Origin of the sequence: Streptomyces sp. NPDC019224 (assembly GCF_040632605.1) — a bacterium.
Lineage (GTDB): Bacteria > Actinomycetota > Actinomycetes > Streptomycetales > Streptomycetaceae > Streptomyces.
In genome coordinates this window covers 46,117-71,393 of sequence record NZ_JBEYCF010000003.1, presented here as the reverse complement: position 1 = coordinate 71,393, position 25,277 = coordinate 46,117, and the positions used below count along the sequence as shown (strand labels likewise).

General features: G+C 72.5%; 24 protein-coding genes and 1 riboswitch. Of the genes, 6 read left to right on the top strand and 18 right to left on the bottom strand.

Annotation, left to right across the window (positions count from 1 at the left end; translation table 11 throughout):
- Positions 1 to 35: 35 nt before the first annotated feature.
- Positions 36 to 788, bottom strand: coding sequence for a lysophospholipid acyltransferase family protein (locus ABZ564_RS02985; protein WP_360848477.1), 753 nt, complete (start codon positions 786 to 788; stop codon positions 36 to 38).
- Between the two features lie 216 nt (positions 789 to 1,004).
- Here ABZ564_RS02985 and ABZ564_RS02980 point away from each other — a divergent pair, with 216 nt between their 5' ends.
- Both ABZ564_RS02980 and ABZ564_RS02975 read left to right on the top strand, forming a co-directional pair.
- Complete coding sequence (locus ABZ564_RS02980; protein ID WP_360848474.1) at positions 1,005 to 1,793, top strand: alpha/beta fold hydrolase; 789 nt, start codon at positions 1,005 to 1,007, stop codon at positions 1,791 to 1,793.
- Positions 1,786 to 2,475 (top strand): hypothetical protein, encoded by a 690-nt coding sequence (locus ABZ564_RS02975; RefSeq protein WP_360848471.1) that lies wholly within the window; start codon positions 1,786 to 1,788, stop codon positions 2,473 to 2,475. The genes ABZ564_RS02980 and ABZ564_RS02975 overlap by 8 nt, the downstream gene beginning before the upstream one ends.
- Positions 2,476 to 2,485: 10 nt before the next feature.
- On the opposite strand, the gene ABZ564_RS02970 is transcribed toward ABZ564_RS02975, so the two are convergent.
- The 6 genes from ABZ564_RS02970 to ABZ564_RS02945 all read right to left on the bottom strand — a co-directional run bounded on the left by ABZ564_RS02970 (position 2,486) and on the right by ABZ564_RS02945 (position 7,459).
- Entirely contained in the window at positions 2,486 to 3,247 is a 762-nt protein-coding gene (locus ABZ564_RS02970) for an endonuclease/exonuclease/phosphatase family protein (protein WP_360848468.1), read from the bottom strand.
- A gap of 78 nt (positions 3,248 to 3,325) precedes the next feature.
- Positions 3,326 to 4,267, bottom strand: coding sequence for an ROK family glucokinase (locus ABZ564_RS02965; protein WP_360848465.1), 942 nt, complete (start codon positions 4,265 to 4,267; stop codon positions 3,326 to 3,328).
- 73 nt (positions 4,268 to 4,340) lie between these two features.
- Positions 4,341 to 4,799, bottom strand: coding sequence for a DUF5304 domain-containing protein (locus tag ABZ564_RS02960; RefSeq protein ID WP_360848462.1), 459 nt, complete (start codon positions 4,797 to 4,799; stop codon positions 4,341 to 4,343).
- An 82-nt stretch (positions 4,800 to 4,881) separates the two neighbouring features.
- On the bottom strand, positions 4,882 to 6,081 hold the full coding sequence (locus ABZ564_RS02955) for an ArsA-related P-loop ATPase (RefSeq protein WP_360848459.1): 1,200 nt from the start codon (positions 6,079 to 6,081) through the stop codon (positions 4,882 to 4,884).
- 4 nt (positions 6,082 to 6,085) lie between these two features.
- Positions 6,086 to 6,535 (bottom strand): SRPBCC family protein, encoded by a 450-nt coding sequence (locus ABZ564_RS02950; RefSeq protein WP_093709185.1) that lies wholly within the window; start codon positions 6,533 to 6,535, stop codon positions 6,086 to 6,088.
- A gap of 117 nt (positions 6,536 to 6,652) precedes the next feature.
- Positions 6,653 to 7,459, bottom strand: a complete 807-nt coding sequence (locus ABZ564_RS02945; protein ID WP_360848456.1) for a metallophosphoesterase — start codon at positions 7,457 to 7,459, stop codon at positions 6,653 to 6,655.
- Between the two features lie 277 nt (positions 7,460 to 7,736).
- Between ABZ564_RS02945 and ABZ564_RS02940 the strand changes: the two genes are divergently transcribed.
- A complete protein-coding gene (locus ABZ564_RS02940; protein ID WP_360848453.1) occupies positions 7,737 to 9,533 on the top strand; it encodes an AMP-binding protein in 1,797 nt (598 codons plus the stop codon).
- A 68-nt stretch (positions 9,534 to 9,601) separates the two neighbouring features.
- On the opposite strand, the gene ABZ564_RS02935 is transcribed toward ABZ564_RS02940, so the two are convergent.
- Positions 9,602 to 10,744: a glycosyltransferase family 4 protein gene (locus ABZ564_RS02935; protein ID WP_360848450.1), complete on the bottom strand. Its 1,143-nt coding sequence runs from the start codon at positions 10,742 to 10,744 to the stop codon at positions 9,602 to 9,604.
- Positions 10,745 to 10,852: 108 nt separating this feature from the next.
- Here ABZ564_RS02935 and ABZ564_RS02930 point away from each other — a divergent pair, with 108 nt between their 5' ends.
- Positions 10,853 to 12,121 carry a glycosyltransferase family 87 protein gene (locus ABZ564_RS02930; RefSeq protein WP_360848447.1) on the top strand — a complete coding sequence of 423 codons (1,269 nt, stop codon included), beginning with the start codon at positions 10,853 to 10,855 and terminating at the stop codon, positions 12,119 to 12,121.
- Here the strand turns inward: ABZ564_RS02930 and ABZ564_RS02925 are convergent.
- From ABZ564_RS02925 to ABZ564_RS02905, 5 genes are all read right to left on the bottom strand, one after another.
- The gene (locus ABZ564_RS02925; RefSeq protein ID WP_360848445.1) at positions 12,078 to 13,319 is read right to left on the bottom strand and encodes a hypothetical protein; all 1,242 of its coding nucleotides are present in this window, start codon (positions 13,317 to 13,319) and stop codon (positions 12,078 to 12,080) included. The two genes, ABZ564_RS02930 and ABZ564_RS02925, sit on opposite strands and share 44 nt — an antisense overlap.
- Before the next feature lie 15 nt (positions 13,320 to 13,334).
- Positions 13,335 to 14,366 (bottom strand): NlpC/P60 family protein, encoded by a 1,032-nt coding sequence (locus ABZ564_RS02920; protein WP_360848444.1) that lies wholly within the window; start codon positions 14,364 to 14,366, stop codon positions 13,335 to 13,337.
- A 236-nt stretch (positions 14,367 to 14,602) separates the two neighbouring features.
- Positions 14,603 to 15,628 (bottom strand): NlpC/P60 family protein, encoded by a 1,026-nt coding sequence (locus ABZ564_RS02915; RefSeq protein ID WP_360848441.1) that lies wholly within the window; start codon positions 15,626 to 15,628, stop codon positions 14,603 to 14,605.
- 287 nt (positions 15,629 to 15,915) lie between these two features.
- The gene (locus ABZ564_RS02910) at positions 15,916 to 17,277 is read right to left on the bottom strand and encodes an NYN domain-containing protein (protein WP_360848877.1); all 1,362 of its coding nucleotides are present in this window, start codon (positions 17,275 to 17,277) and stop codon (positions 15,916 to 15,918) included.
- Positions 17,278 to 17,314: 37 nt separating this feature from the next.
- Positions 17,315 to 17,557 carry a hypothetical protein gene (locus tag ABZ564_RS02905; protein WP_111332536.1) on the bottom strand — a complete coding sequence of 81 codons (243 nt, stop codon included), beginning with the start codon at positions 17,555 to 17,557 and terminating at the stop codon, positions 17,315 to 17,317.
- Between the two features lie 160 nt (positions 17,558 to 17,717).
- On the opposite strand from ABZ564_RS02905, the gene ABZ564_RS02900 reads away from it, so the two are divergent.
- Positions 17,718 to 18,464, top strand: coding sequence for a rhomboid family intramembrane serine protease (locus ABZ564_RS02900; protein WP_360848438.1), 747 nt, complete (start codon positions 17,718 to 17,720; stop codon positions 18,462 to 18,464).
- Positions 18,461 to 18,742: an Lrp/AsnC ligand binding domain-containing protein gene (locus tag ABZ564_RS02895; RefSeq protein ID WP_360848437.1), complete on the top strand. Its 282-nt coding sequence runs from the start codon at positions 18,461 to 18,463 to the stop codon at positions 18,740 to 18,742. Before ABZ564_RS02900 ends, ABZ564_RS02895 begins: the two co-directional genes overlap by 4 nt.
- Before the next feature lie 55 nt (positions 18,743 to 18,797).
- Here the strand turns inward: ABZ564_RS02895 and ABZ564_RS02890 are convergent, their stop codons facing one another.
- The 5 genes from ABZ564_RS02890 to ABZ564_RS02870 form a co-directional block, all read right to left on the bottom strand.
- Positions 18,798 to 20,177, bottom strand: a complete 1,380-nt coding sequence (locus ABZ564_RS02890; RefSeq protein WP_360848434.1) for an aminotransferase class V-fold PLP-dependent enzyme — start codon at positions 20,175 to 20,177, stop codon at positions 18,798 to 18,800.
- Between the two features lie 174 nt (positions 20,178 to 20,351).
- A riboswitch (SAM riboswitch) is annotated at positions 20,352 to 20,469 on the bottom strand.
- Positions 20,470 to 20,551: 82 nt separating this feature from the next.
- Positions 20,552 to 21,616 carry an anthranilate phosphoribosyltransferase gene (trpD, locus tag ABZ564_RS02885; protein WP_360848431.1) on the bottom strand — a complete coding sequence of 355 codons (1,065 nt, stop codon included), beginning with the start codon at positions 21,614 to 21,616 and terminating at the stop codon, positions 20,552 to 20,554.
- A 122-nt stretch (positions 21,617 to 21,738) separates the two neighbouring features.
- Complete coding sequence (locus tag ABZ564_RS02880) at positions 21,739 to 23,385, bottom strand: ubiquinol-cytochrome c reductase cytochrome b subunit (RefSeq protein ID WP_360848428.1); 1,647 nt, start codon at positions 23,383 to 23,385, stop codon at positions 21,739 to 21,741.
- Positions 23,382 to 24,437, bottom strand: coding sequence for a Rieske 2Fe-2S domain-containing protein (locus ABZ564_RS02875; RefSeq protein WP_360848425.1), 1,056 nt, complete (start codon positions 24,435 to 24,437; stop codon positions 23,382 to 23,384). The genes ABZ564_RS02880 and ABZ564_RS02875 overlap by 4 nt, the downstream gene beginning before the upstream one ends.
- The gene (locus tag ABZ564_RS02870; RefSeq protein ID WP_360848422.1) at positions 24,434 to 25,243 is read right to left on the bottom strand and encodes a c-type cytochrome; all 810 of its coding nucleotides are present in this window, start codon (positions 25,241 to 25,243) and stop codon (positions 24,434 to 24,436) included. The genes ABZ564_RS02875 and ABZ564_RS02870 overlap by 4 nt, the downstream gene beginning before the upstream one ends.
- Positions 25,244 to 25,277: the final 34 nt, after the last annotated feature.

Below are 25,277 nucleotides of genomic sequence, written 5' to 3'. Positions count from 1 at the left end.
GTTCTCCCCCGCCCCCGGCGGACCGCCGCGCCCGGTCAGGCGCCGTCGTGGTCCGCTTCCGTGCCCGGCTGCGTCTTCTTCGCGGCCTCGGCCCGCCGCTTGTTCTCGTCCGCGATCTGCCGCTTGGCGGCGGTCGCGTAGATGTCCACGTACTCCTGGCCCGAGAGCTTCATGATCTCGTACATCACCTCGTCGGTGACCGAGCGCAGGATGAAACGGTCGCCCTCCATGCCGTGGTAGCGGCTGAAGTCGAGCGGCTTGCCGATCCGGATGCCGGGACGCATCAGCTTGGGCACGACCTGGCCGGGCGGCTGGATCTTCTCCGTGTCGATCATCGCGACGGGGACGACCGGTGCCCCGGTGGCGAGCGCGACCCGGGCGAGTCCGCCCGGCTTGCCCCGGTAGAGCCGGCCGTCGGGCGACCGGGTGCCCTCGGGGTAGATGCCGAAGAGGCCGCCGCTCTCGATGACCTGGATGCCCGCCCGGATCGCCGCCTCGCCGGCGCCGCGCGCGCCGGAGCGGTCGACGGGGAGCTGGCCGACGCCCTTGAAGAACGCGGCGGTGAGCTTGCCCTTGACGCCGGGCGCGGTGAAGTACTCGGCCTTCGCGATGAAGGTCACCTTGCGGTCCAGGACGGCGGGCAGGAAGAAGGAGTCGGAGAACGACAGATGGTTGCTGGCGAGGATCGCGGGCCCACGCGCGGGGATGTTCTCCAGGCCCTCCACCCACGGCCGGAAGGCGAGCTTCAGAGACCCGCCGATGGCGAACTTCATTGCGCCGTAGATCAACTCGGGTGCCTCCTGTGTGCTGTCCGACAGACCTTAACCCGAGGTGTCGCCGCGCCCTCCTTCCCCGGGCGGGCGGGTGTCCGCCGCCTCGGCCGGTGACGGCCCTGGTCGGTGTCGGCCCGGTCGCGTACGGTGAAGTAATCCTCGCGCACTCCCGTACGTCCTTCCGCACTCCCCCTTACGCTCCCCCGTGAGCCTCACGAACAGGAGACCCCGGTGCCGGTCCTTCCCGGAGCCGAGCCGTTCCGCCACGAGGGCGGAGAGGTCGGCGTCCTCCTCTGTCACGGATTCACCGGTTCCCCGCAGTCGCTGCGCCCCTGGGCCGAGTATCTGGCCGAGCGCGGTCTCACGGTCTCGCTGCCGCTGCTTCCCGGGCACGGCACCCGCTGGCAGGACATGCAGGTGACCGGCTGGCAGGACTGGTACGCCGAGGTGGACCGGGAGCTGCGCGGTCTGCTGGAGCGCTGCGCGCGGGTCTTCGTCTTCGGGCTCTCCATGGGCGGCGCGCTGGCGCTGCGGCTGGCCGCGAAGCACGGGGAGGCGGTCAGCGGTCTGGTGCTCGTCAATCCGGCCACCAAGGTGCACGGCCTCGCGGCGCCCGCGCTGCCGGTGGTCCGCCATCTGGTGCCGACGACGAAGGGCCTGGTCAGCGACATCGCGCTGGAGGGCGTGGCCGAGGTGGGGTACGACCGGGTGCCGCTGCACGCGGCGCACTCGGTGCGGACGTTCTTCCGGCTGGTCGACGGCGACCTGCCCCAGGTCACCCAGCCGCTCCTGCTGCTGCACAGCCCGCAGGACCATGTCGTGCCGCCCGCCGACTCGGCGCGCGTCCTGAGCCGCGTCTCCTCGACGGATGTCCGGGAGGTCCTGCTGGAACAGAGCTACCACGTGGCGACGTTGGACCATGATGCGAAGCGGATCTTCGACGAGAGCCATGCGTTCATCGGCCGCCTCGCTCCGAGCGAGAAGGAAAAGGGCGAGAAGGGGAGCACGTCCGGTGGCTGAGCACGACGCGGAACGCGCGGGCAGCGAGGAGGAGCGCGAGCCGCTCCCCGTGGAGGGGGCGGCCGTCGCCGACGAGGGCGGTGCTCCGGCACCCGAGGCACCCGAGGCACCGGCGGCCCCGGCGCCCGGTGAGGGGGAGGGACCGCTCGACGAGGAGGCCGCCTGGCGGGCCATCGTCGCGGGGTACGGGGAGGAGCCGCCGGACCCGCCGGGTGCGAGGCCCTTCCGGTCGGTCGAGGACCTCGTGCTGCCGGACGACGGCCCGCTGACCGCCCCGGCCCCGGACAAGGGCCTCGGGAAGCGGCCGCCCAAGCCGGAGCCGGACCCGGACCAGGACCGGCCGCTGGGCGGCTCCGTGGTGTTCGCGCCCGGCGTCGGCCCGCGCGACTACGAGCCGGCCGACCCGGACGCCGCCGGCGGGGACGACGACGACGAGGGGCACTTCGTGCCGCCGGAGCCGCCGCCGCTGCCGGAGGCGGACGTCACGGCGAAGTTCGCCTGGCTCGCGGTGGTCGGCGGGCCGGTGCTGATGCTGCTCGCGGTGCTGCTGTCGTGGGAGATGACCTGGTGGCTGACGACGGTCTGCGTCGGCGGCTTCCTGGGCGGTTTCGTGACGCTGGTGGCGCGGATGAACCCCGGCGACGAGGGCGACGACGACCCCGGCCGGGGCGCGGTGGTCTGAGCCGGCCGGTTCAGCCGGCCGGTGCGGCGGGCACCCGGAGCGCGGCCAGCACCGGCAGGTGGTCGGTCGCGGCCCGCAGGTCGGCCGCCGGCACCCCGGGCAGCCCGCTGGGGACCCCGCAGCCGAGGACCTCGATGGCGTCGGTCGCGAAGACGGCGTCGATCCGCCGGCGCGGATCGTGCGCGGGGAAGGTGTACTCGCCGCCCTGCGGCTTCACCTCCCAGCAGTCCTGGTAGCGTCCGGCCAGCCGCCGGAAGGACCGCCCGCTCGGTACGTCGTTGAGGTCGCCGGCGACCACGGCGTGCTCCACGCCCAGCGCGTCCACGGCCTCCACCAGCCGCTCCGCCTGGGCCAGGCGCTCCTGGCGCTGGAGGCTCAGATGACAGCTGAGCACCCCGAGGCGGGCGCCCGCGAACCGGACGACGGCGGTGGCGAAGCCCCGGCGGTGCAGCCCGGGGGTGCGCGGCAGCAGGATGTCCTCCGTGCGCTCCACCGTGGCGCGCAGCGAGCACAGCAGCAGCGGCCCGGCGGCGGTGGCGCCCCCGCCGAGGATCACCAGGTCGGTGGCGGCGGCGAGCCGGGCGGCGTACTTGCGCCAGCGGAAGAAGCGCGGCGCCTCCTGGACGAGGACCAGGTCGGGGGCGCAGGCGCGGATGACCCGGGCGAGGGCCGCGCAGTCGTCGCGCATCGACCGGACGTTGTAGCTGAGCACCCTGATGACGGCCGAGCCGTCCTGCTCGGTGCGGGAATCGGGCAGCGACATCGTGGCCATGCCCTCACGATACGGCGGACGCCCGCCGCCCTCCGAGGGGGCGCGACGGGCGTCCGGTGTTTCGGTGTGCGGGCCGGATCAGCCCTGGCGGGCCAGGTCCGCCGCGCCCACGAGTCCTGCCTTGCCGCCGAGTTGGGCGGCGAGCACCTGGGCGTGCGGGCGCCACTCGCCGCCGATCAGCCAGCGGCGGAACGACTTGCGGATCGGGTCGAGGACGAGTTCGCCCTCGTCCGAGACGCCGCCGCCGACGATGAAGGCCGAGGGGTCGAACAGCGAGGCCAGGTCGGCGAGTCCGGCGCCGGCCCAGCGGGCCAGCTCACGGAACGAGTCGACGGCCACCGGGCAGCCCTGGCGGGCGGCCTCGCTGATGTGCTTGCCCTCGATGCCGTCGACGGTGCCGTCGCCGAGCGCCAGCAGGATCGCGGCGTTCTCCGGGGTGGCGTTGGCGCGCTGCTTCGCGTACCGCACGAGGGCGCGGCCGGAGGCGTACTGCTCCCAGCAGCCCTGGCTGCCGCAGCCGCAGAGCAGACCGTCCGGGACGACCCGGATGTGGCCGAACTCGGCGGCCACGCCGAAGCGTCCGCGGCGCAGCTTGTTGCCGATGATGATGCCGCCGCCGAGGCCGGTGCCCAGCGTGATGCAGATGACGTCGTCGTGGCCCTGGCCGGCCCCGAAACGGTATTCGCCCCAGGCCGCCGCGTTGGCGTCGTTCTCGACGACGACGGGGAGGCCGACGCGCTGTTCGACCTTGTCCTTGAGCGGCTCGTGGCGCCAGTTGATGTTGGGTGCGAAGAGCACCGTGGCGCGCTTGTCGTCGACGTATCCGGCCGCGCCGATGCCGACCGCCTCGACCGCGTGCCCCTCGCTGGCGCCGGACACCGCCGCCGCGATCGCGTCCACGATGCCTTCGGCCGTCGGCGGGGTCGACACCTTGAAGGTCGAGAGGATGTGGCCCTCTTCGTCGACCACTCCAGCTGCGATCTTCGTGCCGCCGATATCGACGCCGATGGTGAGTCCCATGAATCCCTCAGTTCCGGTCGAGCCCCGCTGAGGCAACCGTACCCGAGGCGGGGCCCCGTCCTGTCGGCGCCGGTCAGTCCAGGTCGATGTGTTCGCCGGCGCCGGACCCCTCGTCGCGGGGGGCGGCGGGGTCTTCCGCCTTCCTTTCCGTGCCGTCGGGGTCGCCCGCCCCACGGGTCCAGCGGCCTTCCTGGCCCTGGACCGCGGAGCGGTAGGCGGCGAGCAGTTCGCCGCCGGCGGCCGCGATGTGCTCGAAAACATCTGGGTTGCGCTCGATCACGGGCTCGACGGCCGCCTTGGCCTGCTGGATGACCTGCTGCACGGCGCCCTGCGCGGCGAGCCCGAGGAGCGGCGCCTGGAACGAGCCGAGCCTGTCGGCCACCGCGTCCATCAGTTTGCGCAGCTCCTCGGCCGCGGAGCCGGGCGGCGGGCCGTACGCGGCGCGGCGGCGGGCCTGCTCGGCGGCGAGGTCCTCGGCGCACGCCTCGGCCCACGCGTCGTCGTCGACGGGACGGTCGGTGGCTTCGCTCATGGCGGACTCCTGCGACATCGTGGCCGGCGGCCCGGCATACCGGACACGTACCTTCGACGTTACCCGAACGGGGGCACGCCGTTCAGCTCGTCCGGGGCCAGAGCGCGGCGTCGGGCGTGAAGCGGACCCGCAGCACGCCGTCGGTGAGCGCAGCGCCGGAGACGGTGCAGCGGCGCAGCGCGGGCTCCAGGGGCACGATGCGGTGGAACGGGCCGACGGTCAGGAGGAGTTCGCCGCCGCGCCGGACGAGCTGGAGGTCCTTCTTGACGGCGCCGGGCAGCCGCAGGCACCAGACGAGTATCCCGTCGTCGTCCGGGCCGCCGGCCTCCTCGATCCACCAGGGGTCCGCGGCCCGTCCGCCCTCCTCGCCGATGCCGGGCACGGCCAGCGCCCCGTCCTCGCCGGCGAGGGCGAGGAGGTCGGCGGGGCCCTGCGGGTCGCGGCCGAGGTGCGTGATCCGCACCGGGGCGGGCCCCTCGTCCTCCCAGTGGCCGATGACCTTCTCCTGCTGGGCGGCGAGCGCGGCGAAGAACGGGTCCGGGGAGTGGCCGGGCAGGACCCGGTTGGCCACCGGCGCCTCGGTGCGCAGGCCGTGCAGGGCGAGTCCGGTGCGGGCGGTGCGCAGGGCGTCGTCGGCGGCCGGGCCGGGCTCGGCGACCAGCCGGAGCGTGGTGGCCCGGTCCTCGATCAGCGCCTGGACCTGGGCCAGCTCGGCGTCGCGCCGGGCGGCGGCCTCGTACAGCCACTGGGCGGGCATGGGGACGCCGGCCAGCTGGGCGAGCATCGGGCGCAGGGCGCGGGCGGCCTGGCGTTCCCGGGGCAGCAGCCGGCGCAGGTAGCGGCGCAGCTGTTCGGGCAGGGCGAGCAGGGCGAGGGCGTCGCGCAGGGGCGGCAGATCGACGACGAGGAGGTCGTGGCCGTCGCGGGACCAGTCGCCGTGGGCGGCGCGGCGCAGGGCGTGCAGCAGGGCGAGGTCGGCGCTGCCGGGGAGTTCGGTCAGCTCCTCGCCGTCCAGCGGGTTGCCGCCGAGCAGATCGAGGACGGACGACAACTTCTCCTGGAGGGCGAGGAGTTCGCTGCGGAAGTGGGCACCGGAGTCGATCCGGACGGACCACAGGCCGTCGGCGACCGGGGTGGGTGCGGTGGCGTCGGGGAAGCCGGGTATCGGGTCGGCGGAGATCAGCAGGGTGCGGGCGCCGTCCCGGGCCGCGGCGAGCGCGGTGGCCGCCGCGAGGGTGGTACGGCCTGCTCCGCCGGGTCCGGTGACCAGGACCGTACGCACGCGCTCAGGCCTTCGGGACGGATTCGACGCGCTTCTTCAGGCCGGCGAGGGCGCGGTCGATGATGACCTTCTCCGCCTTGCGCTTGATCATGCCGAGCATCGGGATCTTGACGTCGACGGTCAGCCGGTAGGTGACCTCGGTGCGGTCGCCGTCGCCGAGGGGCGCGAGCGCGTAGGAGCCGTCGATGGCGCGGAGCATCTGCGACTTGACCAGGGTCCAGCTGACCTCGTAGTCGCCGATCCAGGTGTAGGCGAGGGTGTGGTCGTCCTTGATCGCGCCGGCGTCCAGGACGAGCCGGACCTTCTCGGCGCGGCCGCGCTCGTCGGTGCCGAGGACCTCGGCCTCCTTGACCTCGCCCGTCCACTCCGGATAGCGCTCGAAGTCGGCGATCACACCCATGACGTCGGCCGGCGCCGCCTCGATCGTGATGCTCGAGCTGGTGTGTTCAGCCATCGCTGTGGCCCTCCAGTGCGGTGTACCGGTCCGTCGGCAGTGGCCTGCCGCCAGAAGGCTATCGCGTGCGCCCGGCGGCCCGTCCCAGGGTCCGGTGCGCGATGCCGGGGCGGGCGCTCACCACTCCAGTGCCCAGGGCCGGCCGGTGGAGGCGAAGTGGCCGACGTTCACGCACTCGGTGGCGCCGATCCGCATCCGCCGGGCCAGCGGCTGGTGGACGTGGCCGAACAGGGAGTAGCGCGGGCGGGTGCGGCGGATGGCGTCGAGCAGGGCCCGGCTGCCGCGCTCGAAGCGGCGCGCCACGGTGTCGTAGACCAGCTCCGGGACCTCGGGCGGGATGTGGGTGCAGAGCACGTCGACCTCGCCGATCGCCTCGATCTTGGCGGCGTACTCCTCGTCGTCGATCTCGTACGGGGTGCGCATCGGCGTGCGCAGGCCGCCGCCGGCGAAGCCGAAGACCAGGCCGCCGATCTCGACGCGCTCCCCGTCCAGGACCGCGGTGCCGGGACCGGCGTATTCGGGCCACAGGGCCGGGATGTCGACGTTGCCGTAGGTGGCGTACGTCGGGGTGGGCAGCGCGGCGAACATCTCGGCGTACTGCCTGCGGACCGCGCCGGTGATCGCGGCGTCGCGGTCCATGCCCGCCCACAGCGCCCGGGCGAGGTCGCGGGCCTCGTCGAAGCGGCGGGCGGTGCGCAGGGCGACGAGCCGGTGGGCGTTCTCGACGCCGAAGAGGTCGGGGAAGATACCGCGCGAGTGGTCGGCGTAGTCGAGGAAGAGGACCAGGTCACCGAGGCAGATCAGGGCGTCGGCGCCGTCCCCGGCGCGGGCCAGCGCCTCGGAGTTGCCGTGTACGTCGCTGACCACGTGGACGCGGGTGCGCCGCCCGGCGGCCGGCCCCCGGCTGTTCGCTCCTGCTCGCATGAAGATCACCCTAGAACGAGGGCCCCCACCTGGGTAGAGGCCCCGGACCTGCGGTTACTTCCGAGTGTGCGCGAGGGTGGACTACTGTGCGCGAAAGGACGCCCGATATGTGTGACGCATAAGACATCTGGCCGGGACCCCCTATCCGGAACCGAGTACTGGTGGGTAACGTCCGGGCAGTCCAGTCGTGCTCACCCCACTGAGCACCCGCCATCTTGGACCGCGCCGGTGCGTCACACGGAGTCGTGGCACCGGAGCCCGATGAGGAGCAGCAGTTTTGCGCGAGTTCAGCCTTCCGGCCCTGTACGAGGTTCCCTCGGACGGCAACCTGACGGATCTCATCCGCCGCAATGCCGCTCAGCATCCCGATGTCGCGGTCATGAGCCGCAAAGTGGCCGGTGTCTGGACGGACGTCACCGCTGTCCAGTTCCTGGCCGAGGTCCGGTCGGCCGCCAAGGGTCTGATCGCGGCGGGCATCGAGCCGGGCGACCGGGTGGCCCTGATGTCCCGCACCCGCTACGAGTGGGTGCTGCTGGACTTCGCGATCTGGAGCGCGGGCGCGGTCACCGTGCCGGTCTACGAGACCAGCTCGCCCGAGCAGGTGCAGTGGATCCTCGGTGACTCGGGCGCCGTCGCCGTCCTGGTGGAGAGCGACACCCACGCCGGTGGCGTCGCCTCCGTGCGCGACCGGCTCCCCGCGCTGCGCCACGTGTGGCAGATCGAGAAGGGCGCCGTCGACGCGCTCCGGGCCAAAGGCGCCGAGGTCTCCGACGAGACCGTGGACCTGCGCAGCGCGGCGACGAGGGCGGACGACCCGGCCACCATCGTCTACACCTCGGGCACCACGGGCCGCCCGAAGGGCTGTGTGCTGACGCACCGCAGCTTCTTCGCGGAGTGCGGCAACGTGGTGGAGCGGCTCAAGCCCCTCTTCCGCACCGGCGAGTGCTCCGTCCTGCTCTTCCTGCCCGCCGCCCACGTCTTCGGGCGCCTGGTCGAGGTCGCCTCGGTGATGGCGCCGATCAAGCTCGGCTGCGTCCCGGACATCAAGAACCTCACCGACGAGCTGGCCGCGTTCCGGCCGACGCTGATCCTCGGGGTGCCGCGCGTCTTCGAGAAGGTCTACAACGCGGCGCGCGCCAAGGCGCAGGCCGACGGCAAGGGAAAGATCTTCGACCGGGCCGCGAACACGGCGATCGCCTACAGCCGCGCGCTGGGCACCCCGCAGGGCCCGTCGCTGGGCCTGAGGTTCCGGCACAAGGTCTTCGACCGCCTCGTCTACGGCAAGCTGCGCGCGGTGCTCGGCGGACGCGGTGAGCACGCGATCTCCGGCGGCGCCCCGCTCGGCGAGCGGCTGGGCCACTTCTACCGGGGCATCGGCTTCACCGTCCTGGAGGGCTACGGCCTGACCGAGTCCTGCGCGGCGACCGCCTTCAACCCCTGGGACCGGCAGAAGATCGGCACGGTCGGCCAGCCGCTGCCCGGCTCCGTGGTGCGCATCGCGGACGACGGCGAGGTGCTGCTCCACGGCGAGCACCTGTTCTCCGGCTACTGGAACAACGAGGCGGCGACGGCCGAGGCGCTGGCGGACGGCTGGTTCCACACCGGGGACATCGGCACCCTCGACGAGGACGGCTACCTCGCGATCACCGGCCGCAAGAAGGAGATCATCGTCACGGCCGGCGGCAAGAACGTCGCCCCCGCCGTCATCGAGGACCGCATCCGCGGACACGCGCTGGTCGCGGAGTGCATGGTGGTCGGCGACGGACGCCCGTTCGTGGGCGCCCTGGTGACACTGGACGAGGAGTTCCTGGGCCGCTGGGCCGAGGAGCACGGCAAGCCGGCCGGTTCGACCGCCCTGTCGCTGCGCGACGACCCGCAGCTGCTGGCCGAGGTGCAGCGCGCGGTGGACGACGGCAACGCCGCGGTCTCCAAGGCCGAGTCCGTACGCAAGTTCCGCATCCTGGGCAGCCAGTTCACCGAGGAGGCGGGCCACATCACGCCGTCGCTGAAGCTGAAGCGGAACGTGGTGGCGAAGGACTTCGCGGACGAGGTGGAGTCGATCTACCGCTCGTGACCGCGTGAGCCGTACGTGGACGGGGAGGGGCCCGCACCGGCGGTGCGGGCCCCTCCCCGCCCACGTATTCAGAGCAGTTCCCTCAGCCGCTCCGCCAGCAGGTCCCAGCGCCACCTCTCCTCGACCCAGGCCCGGCCCCGCTCCCCCATGCGCCGCCGCAGCTCCGCGTCGCCGAGCAGCGCGGTGATCCGCTCCGCCGTCTCCCCGGGCTCACCGCCGCGCACCACCCAGCCGGTCTCGCCGTCGAGCACCGCGTCCGGGGCGCCGCCCGAGTCGCCGGCCACCACGGGCAGTCCGGTCGCGGACGCCTCCAGGTAGACGATGCCCAGGCCCTCCACGTCGAGGCCGCCGCGCCGGGTCCTGCACGGCATCGCGAAGACGTCACCGGCCCCGTAGTGCGCGGGCAGCTCCGACCAGGGCACCGGCCCGGTGAACCGCACGGAGTCCGCCACCCCGGTGCGCGCGGCGAGCTTGCGCAGGTCGTCCTCGTAGGGCCCGCCGCCCACGATCAGCAGGACCGCGTCCGGCTGCTCGGCCAGGATCGCGGGCATCGCGAGGATCAGGGTGTCCTGGCCCTTGCGGGGCACCAGCCGGGACACGCAGACCACGACCGGCCGCTCGGTGAGGCCGAGCCGGGCCCGGACCTCCTCGCCGCCGGAGCCCGGGTGGAACGTCTTCTCGTCGACCCCGGGGGGCAGCTGGACCATGCGGCGGGCGGCCGCCGGGGTGAGCGCGGCGGCGATCCGGGAGCGCGTGTACTCGCCGAGGTAGGTCAGCGTGTCCGTGCCCTCGCCGATCCGCCGCAGCAGCTGCCGGGACGCGGGCAGCTGGGCCCAGCCCGCCTCGTGGCCGTGCGTGGTGGCGACGAGCCGCCGGGCGCCCGCCTCGCGCAGCGCCGGGCCCATGAGCCCGAGCGGGGCGGCGGCGCCGAACCAGACGGACGAGCAGCCGTGGGTGCGCAGCAGCTGGGTGGCGCGCCGGGTCACGCGCGGGGTCGGCAGCAGCATCGTCGTACGGTCGCGGACGACGGTGAAGGGCTGCTCGGCGTCGAAGGCGGCGGTGGCGGCCGCGCCCTCGGCCCCGCGCTTCCAGGTGGAGGCGTAGACGACGACCCGGTCGGGGTCGAGCCGCAGCGCCATGTTGTGCAGGAACGCCTGGATGCCTCCCGGCCGGGGCGGGAAGTCGTTGGTCACGATCAAGGTCTTGTCCATCGCCGCCGACAGTACCGGGCGCGGGCGGCCGTGCCTGATGGCCCGCGCACAGGGCGTACGGGCATCATGGCTGTTTCGTACGGCGCACACGACGGATGAGGGCAGGCCATGACGGGTTCCAGCGGCACACGTCCGGCGGCCTTCGCGGTGTGGGCGCTCACCAGGGCGGTGCTGCTGCTCTGGGTGACCAAGCTGCTCGTCCCGCCGGGACTCGACGTGACGAGCGACGTGTCGGTGATCTACCACGGCTGGTACGACGTGCTGCGCTCCGGCACCTACCCGGAGGCCGACGTCACCTGGCAGTACCCGCCGGCGGCGGCCCTCGCGATCCTCTCCCCCGCCCTGCTGCCGTTCCTGGACTACGCCACGTCCTTCTTCGTCCTGGCGTTCCTCTGCGACGCGCTGGTCATGGGCCTGCTGCTGCGCGCGAGCCGCGGTCCGGGCCGGCGGACGGCCGGGGTGTGGGTGTGGGTGGCGGGCGTGCCGCTGCTCGGCACGACCGCGTACGCCCGGTACGACGTGATGGTGACGGCCGTGGCCGTGGCGGCTCTGCTGGCGGGGATGCGGCACCCCCGGGTGCTGGGGGCGCTGGCCGCGTTCGGGGCGCTGCTGAAGGTGTGGCCGGTGCTGCTGCTGGCCGGGACGGCCCGGGGGCGCCGCACCCGGCTGGCGTGGACGACGGCGGCCGCGGTGGCGGCCGGGCTGCTCCTGGTGTGCGTGGCGGCGGCGCCGGGGGCGCTGGCGTTCCTGGGCTTCCAGCGGGACCGGGGCACCGAGGTCGAGTCGCTGGGGGCGCTGGTCTTCCATGTGTGGCGGCAGTTCGGCTGGGAGGGCCGGGTGGAGCTGCACTACGGCTCGCTGGAGTTCCTGGGCCCGCACGTGGGTCTGGTGAGCACGCTGGCGCTGGGGCTGAGCGTCGTCGCGTTCGGCTGGCTGCTGCTGTGGCGGCTGCGGGCGCGGACCTTCGGGGTGAGTACGACGGCGGACGCGGCGTTCACGGCGGTGCTGCTGTTCACCACGACGAGCCGGGTGATCAGCCCCCAGTACATGCTGTGGCTGGTCGGGCTCGCCGCGGTGTGCCTGGTGCTGCGGGAGAGCCGGATGGGGTGGCCGGCCGTCCTGGTGCTGGTGGCCACGGGCGTGACCCAGCTGGAGTTCCCGATCGGCTTCGTCCACGTGGTGACGAGCGACGCGCACGGCCTGACGCTGATGTTCCTGCGCAACGGGCTGCTGGTCGCCGCCTGTGTGCTGGCGGCCGTGCGGCTGTGGCGGGACACGGTACGGACCCCGGCGGCGGAGTCCGCCGGCCGGGAGGAGCCGGCCGGACCCGCGCTCAGCCGAGCCGGTTCCGCAGATACACCCGCCAGCGCGCCGTGAAGTCCTGCGGGGTCGTACCGAGCACCTCGTGCAGGGCGTCCTCGACCGCCCCGTCCCGCCCCTGGTGGCCGCCGACGGCCCGGTAGAAGGCGAACAGCTTCTCCTCGCCCCAGTGGTCCACGATCAGCTCGCAGGCCAGCCAGCCGCCCTCGTACGCCTTCGCCAGCCGGCCCGCCTCCCCGGCGAAGGCGAAGTCCTCGTCCTCGGGCAGTGCGGAGGGCCCGTCGCCGGACCGGACCGCCTCGGCCATTTCGGGGGCGATCTCGCCGGCGGTGCGCTCCTGGTCCCGGTAGGCCGCCCAGTCCGCGAAGCCCTCGGAGAGCCATGTCGGGGTGGCCGACGAGGTGCGGGTGCGGGTGGCCACGTGGGTGGTCTCGTGGGTGAGGACGACCCGCCGCCCGAAGTCGCCGAGCAGGGCGTACGCCTCCGGATTGACGATCACCCGGTCGGCGGGGGACTTCCCGGAGCCGCCGGTCTCACCGGTGGTGACGGCCGCTATGCCCCGGTAGTTCGAGGCGGGCGACCCGAGGAGCCGGCCCATCTCCCTGACGCTGTCCGGCACCAGCACCACCACGCGCCCGGCCCACCGCTCCGGCCAGGCGGCCGAGACCGCGGACACCGCCTCGTCGGCGGTGCCGGCGATCGCGTCCAGCTCGTCGCGCGAGCGGCCCACGCCCAGGACCAGGCTGTGCGCCCCGCGCACCGCCTCCACGTCGCCCTGCTCCCACAGCTGGCGGGTGCTGCCGTCGGCCGGCCGGTCCGCGGTGATGTACCAGCGGCCGTCCGCGGGGTCACGGGCCAGGTCGACGATCCGGTCGACGGAGACGGGGGCGCTGTCGTAGCCATCGATCCGGTAGCCGAGGCGGACGTCGGCGGTCGCGCGGTCGCCCCCGTGCGCGGAGAGGCCGGTCAGCCGGTACGTCCAGGAGCCGAGCGGCACGTCCGCCAGCCGGGCGAGCTCCCGGCGCTGGGCGCTGCGCAGGGCCGTGGCGTCCGGGTCGACGACGGCGGCGTAGGCGGCCGCGTCGTGGTGCAGCACGGCGGCGGCGCGCCGGTCCAGGGTGGCGCGGATCTCGCGGGCGGTGGTGTCGGGCGCCCCGTCGGCCGGGGCCGAGCAGCCCGCGGCGCACAGCAGCGCGGCGAGCACGGCACCCGCCGCCCGCCGCCGCCCCTCACGCGTGCGCACCTGTTCGACCACATGACGAGCGTACGGTCAGACGCGGGTGACCGAGGAGACGGGCATCATGCCCACGGGGTCGTAGCGGACCGGGGCGCCGGGGTACGGGGCATGGATGACCTGGCCGTTTCCCACGTACATCGCGATGTGGCCGGCGTCGGCGCGGTAGGCGACGAGGTCGCCGGGGCGGGCCTCGGAGAGCGGCACCATGCGGCCCGCGTACCGCTGGGCCTGCGAGGTGCGCGGCAGGCTCACCCCGGCCTGGGCCCAGGCCCACTGCATCAGCCCCGAGCAGTCGAACCCGGAGGGCCCGTTCGCGCCCCACACGTACGGCAGGCCGAGCGCACGCCGGGCGGCCAGGACGGCGGCCGCCGCGCGGGAGGAACCGGCGGGCAGCCCGGCCAGGGCGCCGGTGCCCGGGTCGCGGCCGTCGCGCGAGGCGCGGGCCAGGGCGGCCCGCTCGGAGCCGGGGAGCGACTTCAGCAGCTGCCTGGCCCGCGCCAGCTTCCCCTCGACGGTCCGCTTGTGGCGGCTGACGGCCTCCCGGCCGCGCTCCAGGCCGGCCAGCGAACGGGCGGCCTCGGCACGGGTCTGGGCGAGCGCCCGTTGGGCCCTGCGCAGTTCGGCGAGGGTGGTGGACCGGTGGGCGTCGGCCAGGCCGACGACCGCGGCCCGGTCGAGGTAGCTGTCCGGGTCGGAGGTGAGCAGCAGGGCGAGCGAGGGGTCGATGCCGCCCGCGCGGTACTGGGCCCGGGCCGCGGAGCCCACCTCCTCGCGCATGCGGTTGACGCGCTCCTGGCCCCGGGCGGCGCGGTCCTGGGCCCGGCTCACCTCGCCGCGCAGCCGGTCCACGTCCTCGCCGGCCCTGTTGTACTGCTCGGTGGCCCGCTCGGCCTCGGCGTAGAGACGGTCGACGCGGGCCCCGGCGGACTGCGGGGTGTCGTGCGGCTCGGCGTTCGCGGTGGCCGCGCCGAGCGTCGCGGCCGCGGTCGCCGCGGCCGCCGTCAGGACGGTGACCCGGGCACCTCGACCGGCTCCGGGCTGTGTGGAACGGCGATGGGATCCCACAGGACGCCGCACTCCCTTCCGCTGTACGCAGACGCGCACGGCCCCTGCCGCCCGGACGGGCGGACCGACGTACGGGAGCCGCACAGCAGGCAGACAGTAGCCGCGTGATCACGGAGCGGACAAAGACGCGCCGGGGCGGCGGGGGCCACACACAGTGACGCCCCGCCGGTGACCTGTGGTCTCCGGCGGGGCGGGCGTCAGTACGGGGCGCGGGAATTCGCCCGTTCGGGCGCGGTTCAGATCCGCACGGCGGCGTAGATGCTGCCGATGGTGCTCATCGACTCGTAGCGCACGTAGGCGCCGGGGTACGGGGCGTGCAGGACCTGGCCGCCGCCCGCGTAGAGGCCCACGTGCTCGTTGCCGTTGAAGAAGACCAGGTCGCCGGGGGCCAGCTGGCTGACGCCGATCCGGTGCCCCTCGTTGACCTGGGTGTACGTGGTGCGGGTGATGTTGACGCCGGCCTGGGCGTAGGCCCACATGGTCAGGCCCGAGCAGTCGAAGGAGTTGGGGCCGGTGGCCGCGGGGACGTACGGCTTGCCGATGCGGGTGGCGGCGGCGCTGAGGGCCTTGGCGCCGAGACCGGTGGCGGGGGCCTCGTTGCCGAGCTCGACCCGGGTGCTGGCCGCACGGCTGGCGCGGGCATCGTCCTGGCGCATCTTCTCGCGCTCGGCCTCGGTGAGGGTGTTGAGGAGCTGACGCGCCTCGGCGAGCTTGGCCTGCTGCTTCTTCTTCTTCTCGCCGAGCGTCTTGCGGACGGAGGCGAGATCGCTCAGCTTGTCCTGGGCCTCCTTGCGCTGCTGCGCGAGGGCCCGCTGCTTCTCCTGGACCTTCGACAGGGCCTCGGCCTGCTTGGCCGTCAGCTGGTCGAGGGCGGACGCCTGGTCGAGGAAGCCGTCCGGGTCGGAGGAGAGGAAGAGCTGCACGGAGGGGTCGATGCCTCCGGAGCGGTACTGCGCGGCGGCGAGGGAACCGAGGCCGGAGCGGAGCTGGTTGAGCTCCTCCTGACCGCGGGCCACCTTGTCCTGGATCGCGCCGATCTGCTTCTCGAGCTTCTCCTGCTTCTCCTTGGCCCCGTTGTACTGCTCGGTGGCCGCTCCGGCCTCGTGGTAGAGCTTGTCGACCTTCGCCTTGACCTCGTTCTTGGTCGGCTTGGGGTCGGCGTGGGCGGCCTGGGAGGACAGGGCCACGGCTGCTGCGGCGGTCGCGGTGAGCACGGTCACGCGAGTGCGGCTCGGCTGCTTGGGACGACGGTGGGACGCCACGAAGGCGAGCTCCTTCTTCCTCGAGCCGCCTACCGGGCCAGTGGGGGGAGATGAATCCCCGGCTCCGTGCACGTCACGGACTCGGCGGTTCCTTCGCCGCCACCCCGGATGGGTGATCGACCGCGCGAAGGTTCGAGGCCCGACCTTAGTGACCATCTTGTGATCAGTTCAAATCCTCACAGGAAAAATCTCGTCACACGGCGCACTTCTTTACCCACACCGCACGGCGTGTAGCAGCGACTTGACGGACCGTTCCGTTATCTCGGGCGAAGTCGCCACAAGGGGCACTAAACCCGCGAAAGGCGCTTCAGGAGCAAGGCGGACGCAACGGGCCTGGCCCCCGCCTTCGCGACCCCGTCGGCCACCTCGCGGTCGGTGGACACCACCACCACGGGCCGCCCCGGCGGTTCCGCGCGCGCCAGTTGACGGATCAGCTCGTCGGCGGTGACCCCCGGCTTGCTGAACAGCACCCGCACCCCGCGCGGCGGCGCCAGCAGCACCGGCGCGGCCAGTTCGGCCCCGTCGAACACGCACGTCATCTCGGCGCCCGTGCGCGCCGCCAGCGACGAGAGACCGCCGAGCAGCCGCAGCCGCTGCTTCTCCAACGGCATCTGCGGATAACCGGTCTTGGTGACGTTGTAGCCGTCCACGATCAGGTGGGCCTGCGGCAGCGCCAGGAGTTGGTCCAGGAGCGCCGGGTCGGTCTCCGAAAGGGCCCTGGCCGCGATGTCCTTGGGAGACATCCTGCCCGGCTCCACCGCGTCCACCCCGTCCGCCGGCCGCATCGACGAGGGCGGCAGCGCCAGTTCGCGCCGCAGTCCCCCGGCCGCTTCCAGCACCGTGTCCAGCAGCAGCCGCAGCCGCATGTCCTCGACCGAGCGCCCCTCCCGGGCGGCCCTGCGGCTCGCCTCGACGGACGCCTCGGCCTCCCCCAGCCTCGCCCGCAGCCGCCGGGTCTCGCTCTCGGCCGCGGACACCTGGGCGGCCGCCTCGGCGCGTACGGCCTCGGTCTCGGCCCGGCCCCGGCGCAGCGCCGCCTCCCCGCGCCTGACCTCGTTGACCGCGCTGCGCAGCTTGCGCTGGAGGGAGTCGGTCTCCTTGCGGGCGGCGTCCAGCTCGGCGCGGAGCCGTTCGGTCTCGCTCTTCGTCTGGGCCCGGGCCTGGGCGAGTTCCTCGCGCAGGCGTTCCAGCTCGCGCCGGCTCTCCTCGTCGGCCCGCTCGGCGTCGGCCCGCTGGACCTCCTCGCCGGCCGCGGCGACCAGCTTCACCCAGCCGTCCGGCCGCAGCACGTACGCCGCCGCCGCCACGTCCACCGGATCGGCCGCGGCGGGCGGCGCCCCGGACTCCAGCGCGGCCGCCAGCTCCGGCTGCGCCTCCCGGAGCCGCTCGCCGATGCGCCGGCGGAACTGCGCGTCGTTCGCCACGGCGGCCGCCATGGCGTTCCCGGCGAACTTGGCCCGCCGGGGCGCCGTGAAGCGGGCGTACTGCCTCAGCTGGGCGGGCAGTTCGGTGACCGTGAGACCGCCGAACGCGTCGGAGACCAGCGCGACGACCCGGCGCCGTACCCCTTCGGGCAGCGGGCGGTCGAGCGCCTCCACGGCGTCGTCGGCCCCGTCGGCCGACGCGGCGCCGCCCTCGGGCTGCTCCACCATCCGTCACCCCATGTGTTGTCTCCGCACGGCCCCGTCAGGAGTCGGCGCCCGGCCTGTCGACAAGTTCGATCTGGTCCACCGCGTTGCACCAACGACAGCGGACCGACTCGATGGTCTCACTGACCACCTCGCGTTCCTCGACGCTCGACTCACCGGCCAGGTCGAGGTGGATGTACTCGACGACCTTGGAGGAGCGCGTCACGTCGAACCGCGTGAGGTTTCCGCAGAGCGTGCAGCGCCAGCGGGTCGTGTCGGTCGGCTGGGGAACCGTCGTCATCGGTGCGTCCTCTTTCGTCGAGCCGTGAGCTGCCGGACAAGGGTCTCGCGGTGCGCCGTCGAACTGCGGATGTCCTCCTGTCACCCTACGGCCTCGGCGCTCCACCCCGGCACGGCGAGGCGGTCTGTCCCGTTCGCTCCGTTTGCGTCATGCTCTGTTCATGATCGATCGGCGGACTGCGGCCGGCAGGCTCCTGCGCGCGGCCACTTCGGGCGGGTCGCCGGTGACGCACGCCCTCATCGCCCTGTGCTGTGCGGTCTTCGTGATCAGCCCGCTCTCCGGCTTCGTCCCGGTGCGCGGCGGGGCGGACGCCCTGCTCGCCGCCCAGGCCGGCTACTTCGAACGGTGGGGCGTCATCCCGAGCGAGCTGTGGGACGGCTCGGCGCACGCTCTGCTCACCCCGCTCACCGCGCTCTTCGTCCACGGCAGCTGGCTGCACCTGCTGGGCAACATGCTGTTCCTGTACGTGTTCGGCACGATGGCCGAGGAGCGGATGGGGCACACGGAGTTCGCCCTGTTCTACCTCTGCTGCGGTTATCTCGCGCTGCTCGGCTACGCCGCCGCGCACGCCGCCTCCGACCAGACGCTGGTCGGCGCCTCGGGGGCGATCTCCGCGGTGCTGGGGGCCTTCCTCTACCTCTTCCCCCGGGCCCGGGTCACCAGCCTCTTCCCGTTCCTGCTGTTCTTGCCGCTGCGCTTCCCCGCCTGGGTGGTGCTGATCTTCTGGTTCGTGCTCCAGTGGCTGGCCGCCCGGGGCGCCGGAAGCGGCCCGGGGGTGGCCTACCTCGCCCATGTCGTCGGTTTCGCCGCCGGGTTCCTCTACGCCTGGGGGCGCTACGGGCGCGGTGCCCGAGGCCCTAGAGTGAAGTCTCCAACCACGGCCACCGAGGGAGAAACACAGCCGTGATCACCGCGATCGTGCTCATCAAGACCAGCGTGGACCGGATTCCCGAGATCGCCGAGGCCATCGCCGCGCTGGACAGCGTCAGCGAGGTCTTCTCGGTCACCGGCACCTACGACCTGATCGCCATGGTCCGGGTGGCCAGGCACGACGACCTCGCCGAGGTCATCCCCGGCCGGATCAGCAAGATCCCGGGCGTCGAGGCGACCGACACCCACGTGGCCTTCCGCACGTACTCGCAGCACGACCTGGAGGCCGCGTTCTCCATCGGCCTGGACGCGTAGGGCGTACGCCTGCCGCCGGGTACGGCCCCCGCACCCGGCAGGCACGCCACCCTCCTCAGACCTGGGCGGCGATGCCCCGGTCCGGCACGCAACGGCCTTCCTCGGTGCGGTACTTCCAGCGCGCTCCGGAGCTCACCAGCTCGCGGACCGCCCGCAGGAAGCGCTCGATGTGCTCGTCCGGCGTCCCGGCGCCGAAACTGACCCGGATCGCGTTGAGAGACCGTTCGCCCGGCTCCGCCTCCGGTGCACCGCACTCGCCCGCCTCGCCCGGGTCGCTGCCGAGCAGGGTGCGCACGAGCGGGTGGGCGCAGAAGAGGCCGTCGCGCACCCCGATGCCGTACTCGGCGGAGAGGGCCGCGGCGAAGTGGGAGCTGTTCCAGCCCTCCACCACGAAGGAGATGACGCCGACCCTCGGCGCGTCGTCGCCGAACAGCGAGAGCACCTTCACCGCGGGGACCTCGGCCAGGCCGGCCAGGACCTCGCCGACGAGGTGCTGCTCGCGGGCGACCAGCCGGTCGAAGCCGGCCTCGGTGAGCGCCTTGCAGGCGGAGGCGATGGAGTAGGCGCCGATGACGTTGGGCGAACCGGCCTCGTGGCGGGCGGCGGTGGTGTGCCACTCGACGTCCACGCCGCCGTCCGTGCGCCGGGCCACCTTGCGGGAGGCACCGCCGCCGGCCAGGTAGGGCTCGGCCTCGCGCAGCCAGTCGGCCCGGCCGGCCAGGACGCCCGAGCCGAACGGCGCGTACAGCTTGTGCCCGGAGAAGGCGACCCAGTCCACGTCCAGCTCGGTGATGTCCACGGGGTGGTGCGGGGCGAGCTGGGCGGCGTCCAGGACGATGCGGGCGCCGTGGGCGTGCGCGGCGGCGGCCAGTTCCCTGACCGGCCACAGCTCGCCGGTGACGTTGGAGGCGCCGGTGACGCAGACCAGCGCGGGGCCGTGGGGCTCACGGTCGGCGAGGGCCTGCTCCAGCGTGGCGACGGCCTGGGCGGGGGTGCGCGGGGCGTTCAGGTAGGTCACCCGGGCGTCGCGCCAGGGCAGCAGCGAGGCGTGGTGCTCGGTCTCGAAGACGAAGACCTGGCAGTCCGCGGGCAGCACGGCGGCCAGCAGGTTCAGCGAGTCGGTGGTGGACCGGGTGAAGACCACCTGGTCGTCGGGGCGGCAGCCCAGAAATTCCGCCACGGTGGCGCGGCTGGACTCGAAGAGGTCCGTCGACAGCTGCGAGAGGTAGCCGGCGCCGCGGTGGACGCTGCCGTAGTACGGGGCGTACGCGGCCACGTCGTCCCACACCCGCTTCAGCGCCGGGGCACTCGCCGCGTAGTCCAGCGCGGCGTAGCCGACCTCGCCGCCGGTGACGAGCGGGACGAGGACGTCCTCCCCCAGAACCGGCAGAGGCGTACAGAGGGACTGGTCGGCGGCAGCGGTGAAGACGGACATGGCGAACTCCCGTAACAGGCAGGCGAATTCCGTCTGCCTGCGGAGACGCGGCAGCACGGAGGGAAGGACAAGAGGGGTGCGGAGAAGGGCCCGAGGCCCTAACGCATTCGCTTGCTCACAAGAGGCTCCCTGAGGACCAAGGACCCCACGGGTGGACGTCGCACGACGTCGAGGGGTCCGCGCTTGCCGCAGACCTCGCTGCCTGCGGCCTGGTCTTCACCCGGGGCACCCCGCCACGGACGGAGGGTTGCCGGACAGCGGGCCGGGGCCGTAGTCGCTGTCACTCATGACCTGACCAGCATCTTGCCATACGTACGGGAACGCGCAAGGCGCAGTCCATGATCTGGACCGCGCCCTGCCTCACCTCGTGACGCTCACGCGTTGCTGGCGACGACCCATCTCTCCAGCGCCCGCCCGGCCGCCCCCGAGTCGATGGACTCCGCGGCCTTCGCCATGCCGGCCCGGATCTGCTCCGTCAGCGAGCCCTCGCCCGGGTCCAGAGCGACCAGCGCCGCCGCCGAGTTGAGCAGGACCGCGTCCCGCACCGGCCCGGTCCCGCCGGCCAGCAGCCGGCGGGCCACATCGGCGTTGTACGAGGCGTCGGCGCCGCGCAGCGCCTCCACCGGGACCAGGTCGATGCCGACGTCGCGCGGGTCGAAGGACTCCTCGCGCACCACGCCGTCCCGGGCCACCCAGACCCGCGAGGTCGCCGTGGTGGTCAGCTCGTCCAGGCCGTCCTCGCCGCGGAAGACCAGGGCGGAGTTGCCGCGCTCGGCGAGCACACCGGCGACGATGGGGGCCATCCGCAGATCGGCCACCCCGATCGCCTGGGAGCGCACCTTGGCCGGGTTGGTGAGCGGCCCGAGGATGTTGAACGTGGTCGGCGCGCCCAGCTCCGCACGGGCCTTGGCCGCGTGGCGCAGGGCGGGGTGGAACTTCACCGCGAAGCAGAAGGTGATGCCCGCCTCCTCGGCCACCTGCGCCACGCGCTGCGGGGACAGCTCCAGGTTGACGCCGAGCTTCCCGAGGACGTCGGAGGAGCCGCTGGCCGACGACGAGGCGCGGCTGCCGTGCTTGACGACCTTGGCGCCGGTACCGGCCACGACGATCGCGGACATGGTGGAGATGTTGACGGTCTTGGCCATGTCGCCGCCGGTGCCGACGATGTCGACGGTCCGGCCGGGCACCTCGATGGTCGTGGCGTGCTCGTACATCGCGCGGACCAGACCGGAGACCTCCGTGACCGTCTCGCCCTTGGCGCGCAGGGCCACCGCGAATCCGGCGATCTGCACGTCGGTCGCCTCGCCGCTCATGATGCGGTCCATCGCCCACGCGGTGGCGTCGGCGCTCAGGTCCTCGCCGCGCAGCAGGGGGGTCAGCACGCCGGGCCAGGTGGGGGCCGCCACGCTGTCGCCGCCGTCCGGGGTCACAACGTTCATGGTCCGCTCCTGGGGTCCACAGCCGATAGGGGATCGGGTCCACCCTATCGAGCCCCGGAGACGGCAAAGAGCCCCGTCCGGCGAATGGACGGGGCTCTCGCCGTGGCGATCGGAACGGGTGATCAGTGGTGGCCGTGGCCGCTGGTGATCTCCTTGTACTCCTCGGCGGTGGGCTTGGCGATCTGGCTGTTCTCGCCGTACATGCTCTTGCTGAGCCGGGCCCGGAGCTTCTGGAGGCCGGAGACCTTGCGCTGCACTCCGTTCTCGTCGACCGTCGGGCCGATCTCGAGCGGCTTGTACTGCTCGTGCGCGGTGAGCTTGTGCAGCATCTCCGGCGAGAGCGGCTCGTGGACCTCGACGAACTCACCGTGCGGCAGGCGCTTGATGAGCCCGGACTCGCGGCCGTGCAGCACCTTCTCCTTGTCGCGGCGCTGGAGGCCGAGGCAGATCCGCCGGGTGGCGACGAACGCCACGACCGGACCCACGAAGAAGGCGACGCGGACGAACCAGCTGATCGAGTTGAGCGAGAGGCTGAAGTGCGTCGCCCAGATGTCGTTGCCGCCACCGATCAGCATGACGAAGTAGATCGTCACCCAGGCGACACCGAGCGCCGTCCGGGTCGGCGCGTTGCGCGGCTTGTCCAGGATGTGGTGCTCGCGCTTGTCACCGGTGATCCAGGCCTCGATGAACGGCCAGAGCGCCAGGAGACCGAGGATCAGACCGAACAGGACCAGCGGGATGAGCACACCGAGGACCAGCGTGTGGCCCCACAGGTTGATCTCCCAGCCCGGCATCACACGGACGAAGCCCTCGGCGAAGCCCATGTACCAGTCCGGCTGGGCGCCCGTGGACACCTGGTCGGGACGGTACGGGCCGAGCGCCCAGATCGGGTTGATCGAGGCGATCGCCGCGATGATGGCGATGAAGCCGAAGACCAGGAAGAAGAACCCGCCGGCCTTCGCCATGTACACCGGCAGCAGCGGCATGCCGACGACGTTCTTGTTGGTGCGTCCGGGACCCGCGAACTGCGTGTGCTTGTGGTAGAAGACCAGGATGAGGTGGCCGACCACGAGCCCGAGCATGATGCCCGGCAGCAGCAGGATGTGGATCGAGTAGAACCTCGCGATGATGTCGCCGCCGGGGAACTCCCCGCCGAACAGGAACATCGAGATGTACGTACCGACGACGGGCATCGACAGGATCGCGCCCTGGGTGAAGCGGACACCCGTACCGGAGAGCAGGTCGTCCGGCAGCGAGTAACCGGTGAAGCCGGTGAACATGCCGAGGACGAACAGCAGGAAGCCGAACAGCCAGTTGATCTCGCGCGGCTTGCGGTACGCACCGGTGAAGAACACCCGGAACATGTGCACGAACATGCCGGCCAGGAAGATGACCGCGGCCCAGTGGTGGATCTGCCGGACCAGCAGACCACCGCGGACGTCGAAGCTGATGTCCAGCGTCGAGGCGTACGCCTCGGACATCCGGATGCCCTGCATGGGCTCGTACGGGCCGTGGTAGACGACCTCGTTCATGCTCGGGTGGAAGAACAGCGTCAGGTACACACCCGTGAGGATGATGATGATGAAGCTGTAGAGGCAGATCTCACCGAGCATGAAGGACCAGTGGTCCGGGAAGATCTTCCGCATGTTCGACTTGGCGAGGGAGTAGATCCCCAGCCGGCCGTCCGCCCAGTCGGCCACCCGCTCGCCGGCGGGCGCCTTGCGGTTTCCGGGCGCGGCGGCACCGGGTGTGTTCGTCGCAGTACTCATCCGCGCTCCCAGAATGCAGGACCGACGGGCTCTTCGAAGTCACCGAGCGCCTGGAGGTTGCCCTCGCTGTTCACGCCGATCCGCAGCTGCGGGAGGGCGTGACCGGCCGGACCGAAGATGACGCGGGCGCCGTCGGAGAGGTCGAAGGTGGACTGGTGGCACGGGCAGAGCACGTGGTGCGTCTGCTGCTCGTAGAGGCTGATCGGGCAGCCGACGTGCGTGCAGATCTTCGAGAAGGCCACGATGCCCTCGTGGGCCCACTCGCGCTCGCGCTTGTCCTTGATGTCGTCCGGCTCGATGCGGATGATCATCAGGGCGGCCTTGGCGATCTGCGTCTGGAAGTCCTCGTCGTGCTCCTCCAGGCCCTCGGGCATGGCGAAGGTCAGCGAACCGACGACGACGTCCTCGGGACGCAGCGGCTCCATGGTGTTCATGTTGACGAGCTGCTTGCCCTCGGCCCACAGGGTCTTGCGGAGCTTCTTCTCCGGCAGCGGGCCCAGGTCGCGCAGCAGCACCACACCGGACAGCGGCACCAGGGCCAGTGCGCCGAACATGGTGTTGCGGATCAGCTTGCGCCGGCCGAGCGCGGACTCCCGGGCACCGTCCGCGAAGTCGGCCAGAACCTTGGCCTTGACCTCGGGCGTCGCCTCGATCGGGTGCCGGTCGTCGGCGACCTCGACGTCGGACATCAGGGTGCGCGCCCAGTGGACGGCGCCCGCGCCGATCAGGAAGAGCGCCAGCCCCAGGGTCAGACCCAGGGAGAAGTTGAGCGCGCTGACATGACCGAACGGGAAGATGAAGACGATCTTGTCGACCGGGAAGATGACGTAGGAGGCGATGAAGCCCACCGTCGCCAGCATGGACAACAGGAACATGGTCGCGACGGTGCGCTCGGAGCGCTTCGCGGCCCGCTCGTCGAGGTCCTGGATGCGCGGCTTGTGGGCCGGCAGCCCCGGGTCGGCGAACGGGTCGGCGTGCGCCTTGTCTACCGCGTCGTGCGCGGCGGCCTGCTCTTCGGGCAGGTTCTCTTCTGGAATCTCTTGGCTACTCATGACTTCTTGGCCTTAGCGGTGTGGGCCGCGACCCAAATGGCAACTGCGATCAGACCGCCCAGACCGAAGATCCAGCCGAACAGGCCCTCGCTGACCGGACCCAGGCCACCGAGGCTGAGGCCGCCGGGCGACTCGGCTTCGGAGCCGTTGACGGTCTTGACGTAGGCGATGATCTCCCGCTTCTGCTTCTCGGGCATCGTCGAGTCCGGGAAGGACGGCATGTTCTGCGGGCCGGTCAGCATGGCCTCGTAGATGTGCTTCGGGTCCACGCCGTCCAGGTCCGGCGCGTACTTGCCGTTCGTCAGTGCGCCACCCTTGCCGGTGAAGTTGTGGCACTGCGCGCAGTTGGTACGGAACAGGTCGCCACCCTTGGCGATGTCCGCACCCTCCGGGCTGACCTGGCTCTTGGTCGGGACGGCCGGGCCGGCGCCGAGCGACGCGACGTAGGCCGCGAGCTGGTCGATCTCGGCCTGGCTGTAGATGACCTTCTTCTTCGGTACCTGGGCGCCCGGCTGCTGCGCGGGCATGCGGCCGGTACCGACCTGGAAGTCCACGGCGGCGGAACCCACGCCGACAAGCGACGGCCCGTCGGAGGTGCCCTGACCGCCGGTTCCGTGGCAGCTGGCGCAACCGACGGAGTACAGCTTCTTGCCCTCGTCGATGGCGAGGGACTGGGCGGTGTCGTCGGCCTGCGCCTTACTCGCAGGCGCAAACGCGGCGTACAGCCCCCCGGTGGCCGCCAGCGCGAGGAGTAGTACGACGACCGCCGCCAACGGATGGCGTCGTCGTGCGGAGAGCTTTTTCACGGATTACCCCGGTGTCAGGATCTTCTGCGTCGAT

Bases quoted from the DNA above. Each gene is read 5' to 3' on its own strand.
- ABZ564_RS02970 (WP_360848468.1), bottom strand. From the start codon at position 3,247: ATGGCCACGATGTCGCTGCCCGATTCCCGCACCGAGCAGGACGGCTCG.
- ABZ564_RS02965 (WP_360848465.1), bottom strand. From the start codon at position 4,267: ATGGGACTCACCATCGGCGTCGATATCGGCGGCACGAAGATCGCAGCT.
- ABZ564_RS02960 (WP_360848462.1), bottom strand. From the start codon at position 4,799: ATGAGCGAAGCCACCGACCGTCCCGTCGACGACGACGCGTGGGCCGAG.
- ABZ564_RS02950 (WP_093709185.1), bottom strand. From the start codon at position 6,535: ATGGCTGAACACACCAGCTCGAGCATCACGATCGAGGCGGCGCCGGCC.
- ABZ564_RS02945 (WP_360848456.1), bottom strand. From the start codon at position 7,459: ATGCGAGCAGGAGCGAACAGCCGGGGGCCGGCCGCCGGGCGGCGCACC.
- ABZ564_RS02935 (WP_360848450.1), bottom strand. From the start codon at position 10,744: ATGGACAAGACCTTGATCGTGACCAACGACTTCCCGCCCCGGCCGGGA.
- ABZ564_RS02930 (WP_360848447.1), top strand. From the start codon at position 10,853: ATGACGGGTTCCAGCGGCACACGTCCGGCGGCCTTCGCGGTGTGGGCG.
- ABZ564_RS02905 (WP_111332536.1), bottom strand. From the start codon at position 17,557: ATGACGACGGTTCCCCAGCCGACCGACACGACCCGCTGGCGCTGCACG.
- ABZ564_RS02900 (WP_360848438.1), top strand. From the start codon at position 17,718: ATGATCGATCGGCGGACTGCGGCCGGCAGGCTCCTGCGCGCGGCCACT.
- ABZ564_RS02890 (WP_360848434.1), bottom strand. From the start codon at position 20,177: ATGTCCGTCTTCACCGCTGCCGCCGACCAGTCCCTCTGTACGCCTCTG.
- trpD (WP_360848431.1), bottom strand. From the start codon at position 21,616: ATGAACGTTGTGACCCCGGACGGCGGCGACAGCGTGGCGGCCCCCACC.
- ABZ564_RS02880 (WP_360848428.1), bottom strand. From the start codon at position 23,385: ATGAGTACTGCGACGAACACACCCGGTGCCGCCGCGCCCGGAAACCGC.
- ABZ564_RS02875 (WP_360848425.1), bottom strand. From the start codon at position 24,437: ATGAGTAGCCAAGAGATTCCAGAAGAGAACCTGCCCGAAGAGCAGGCC.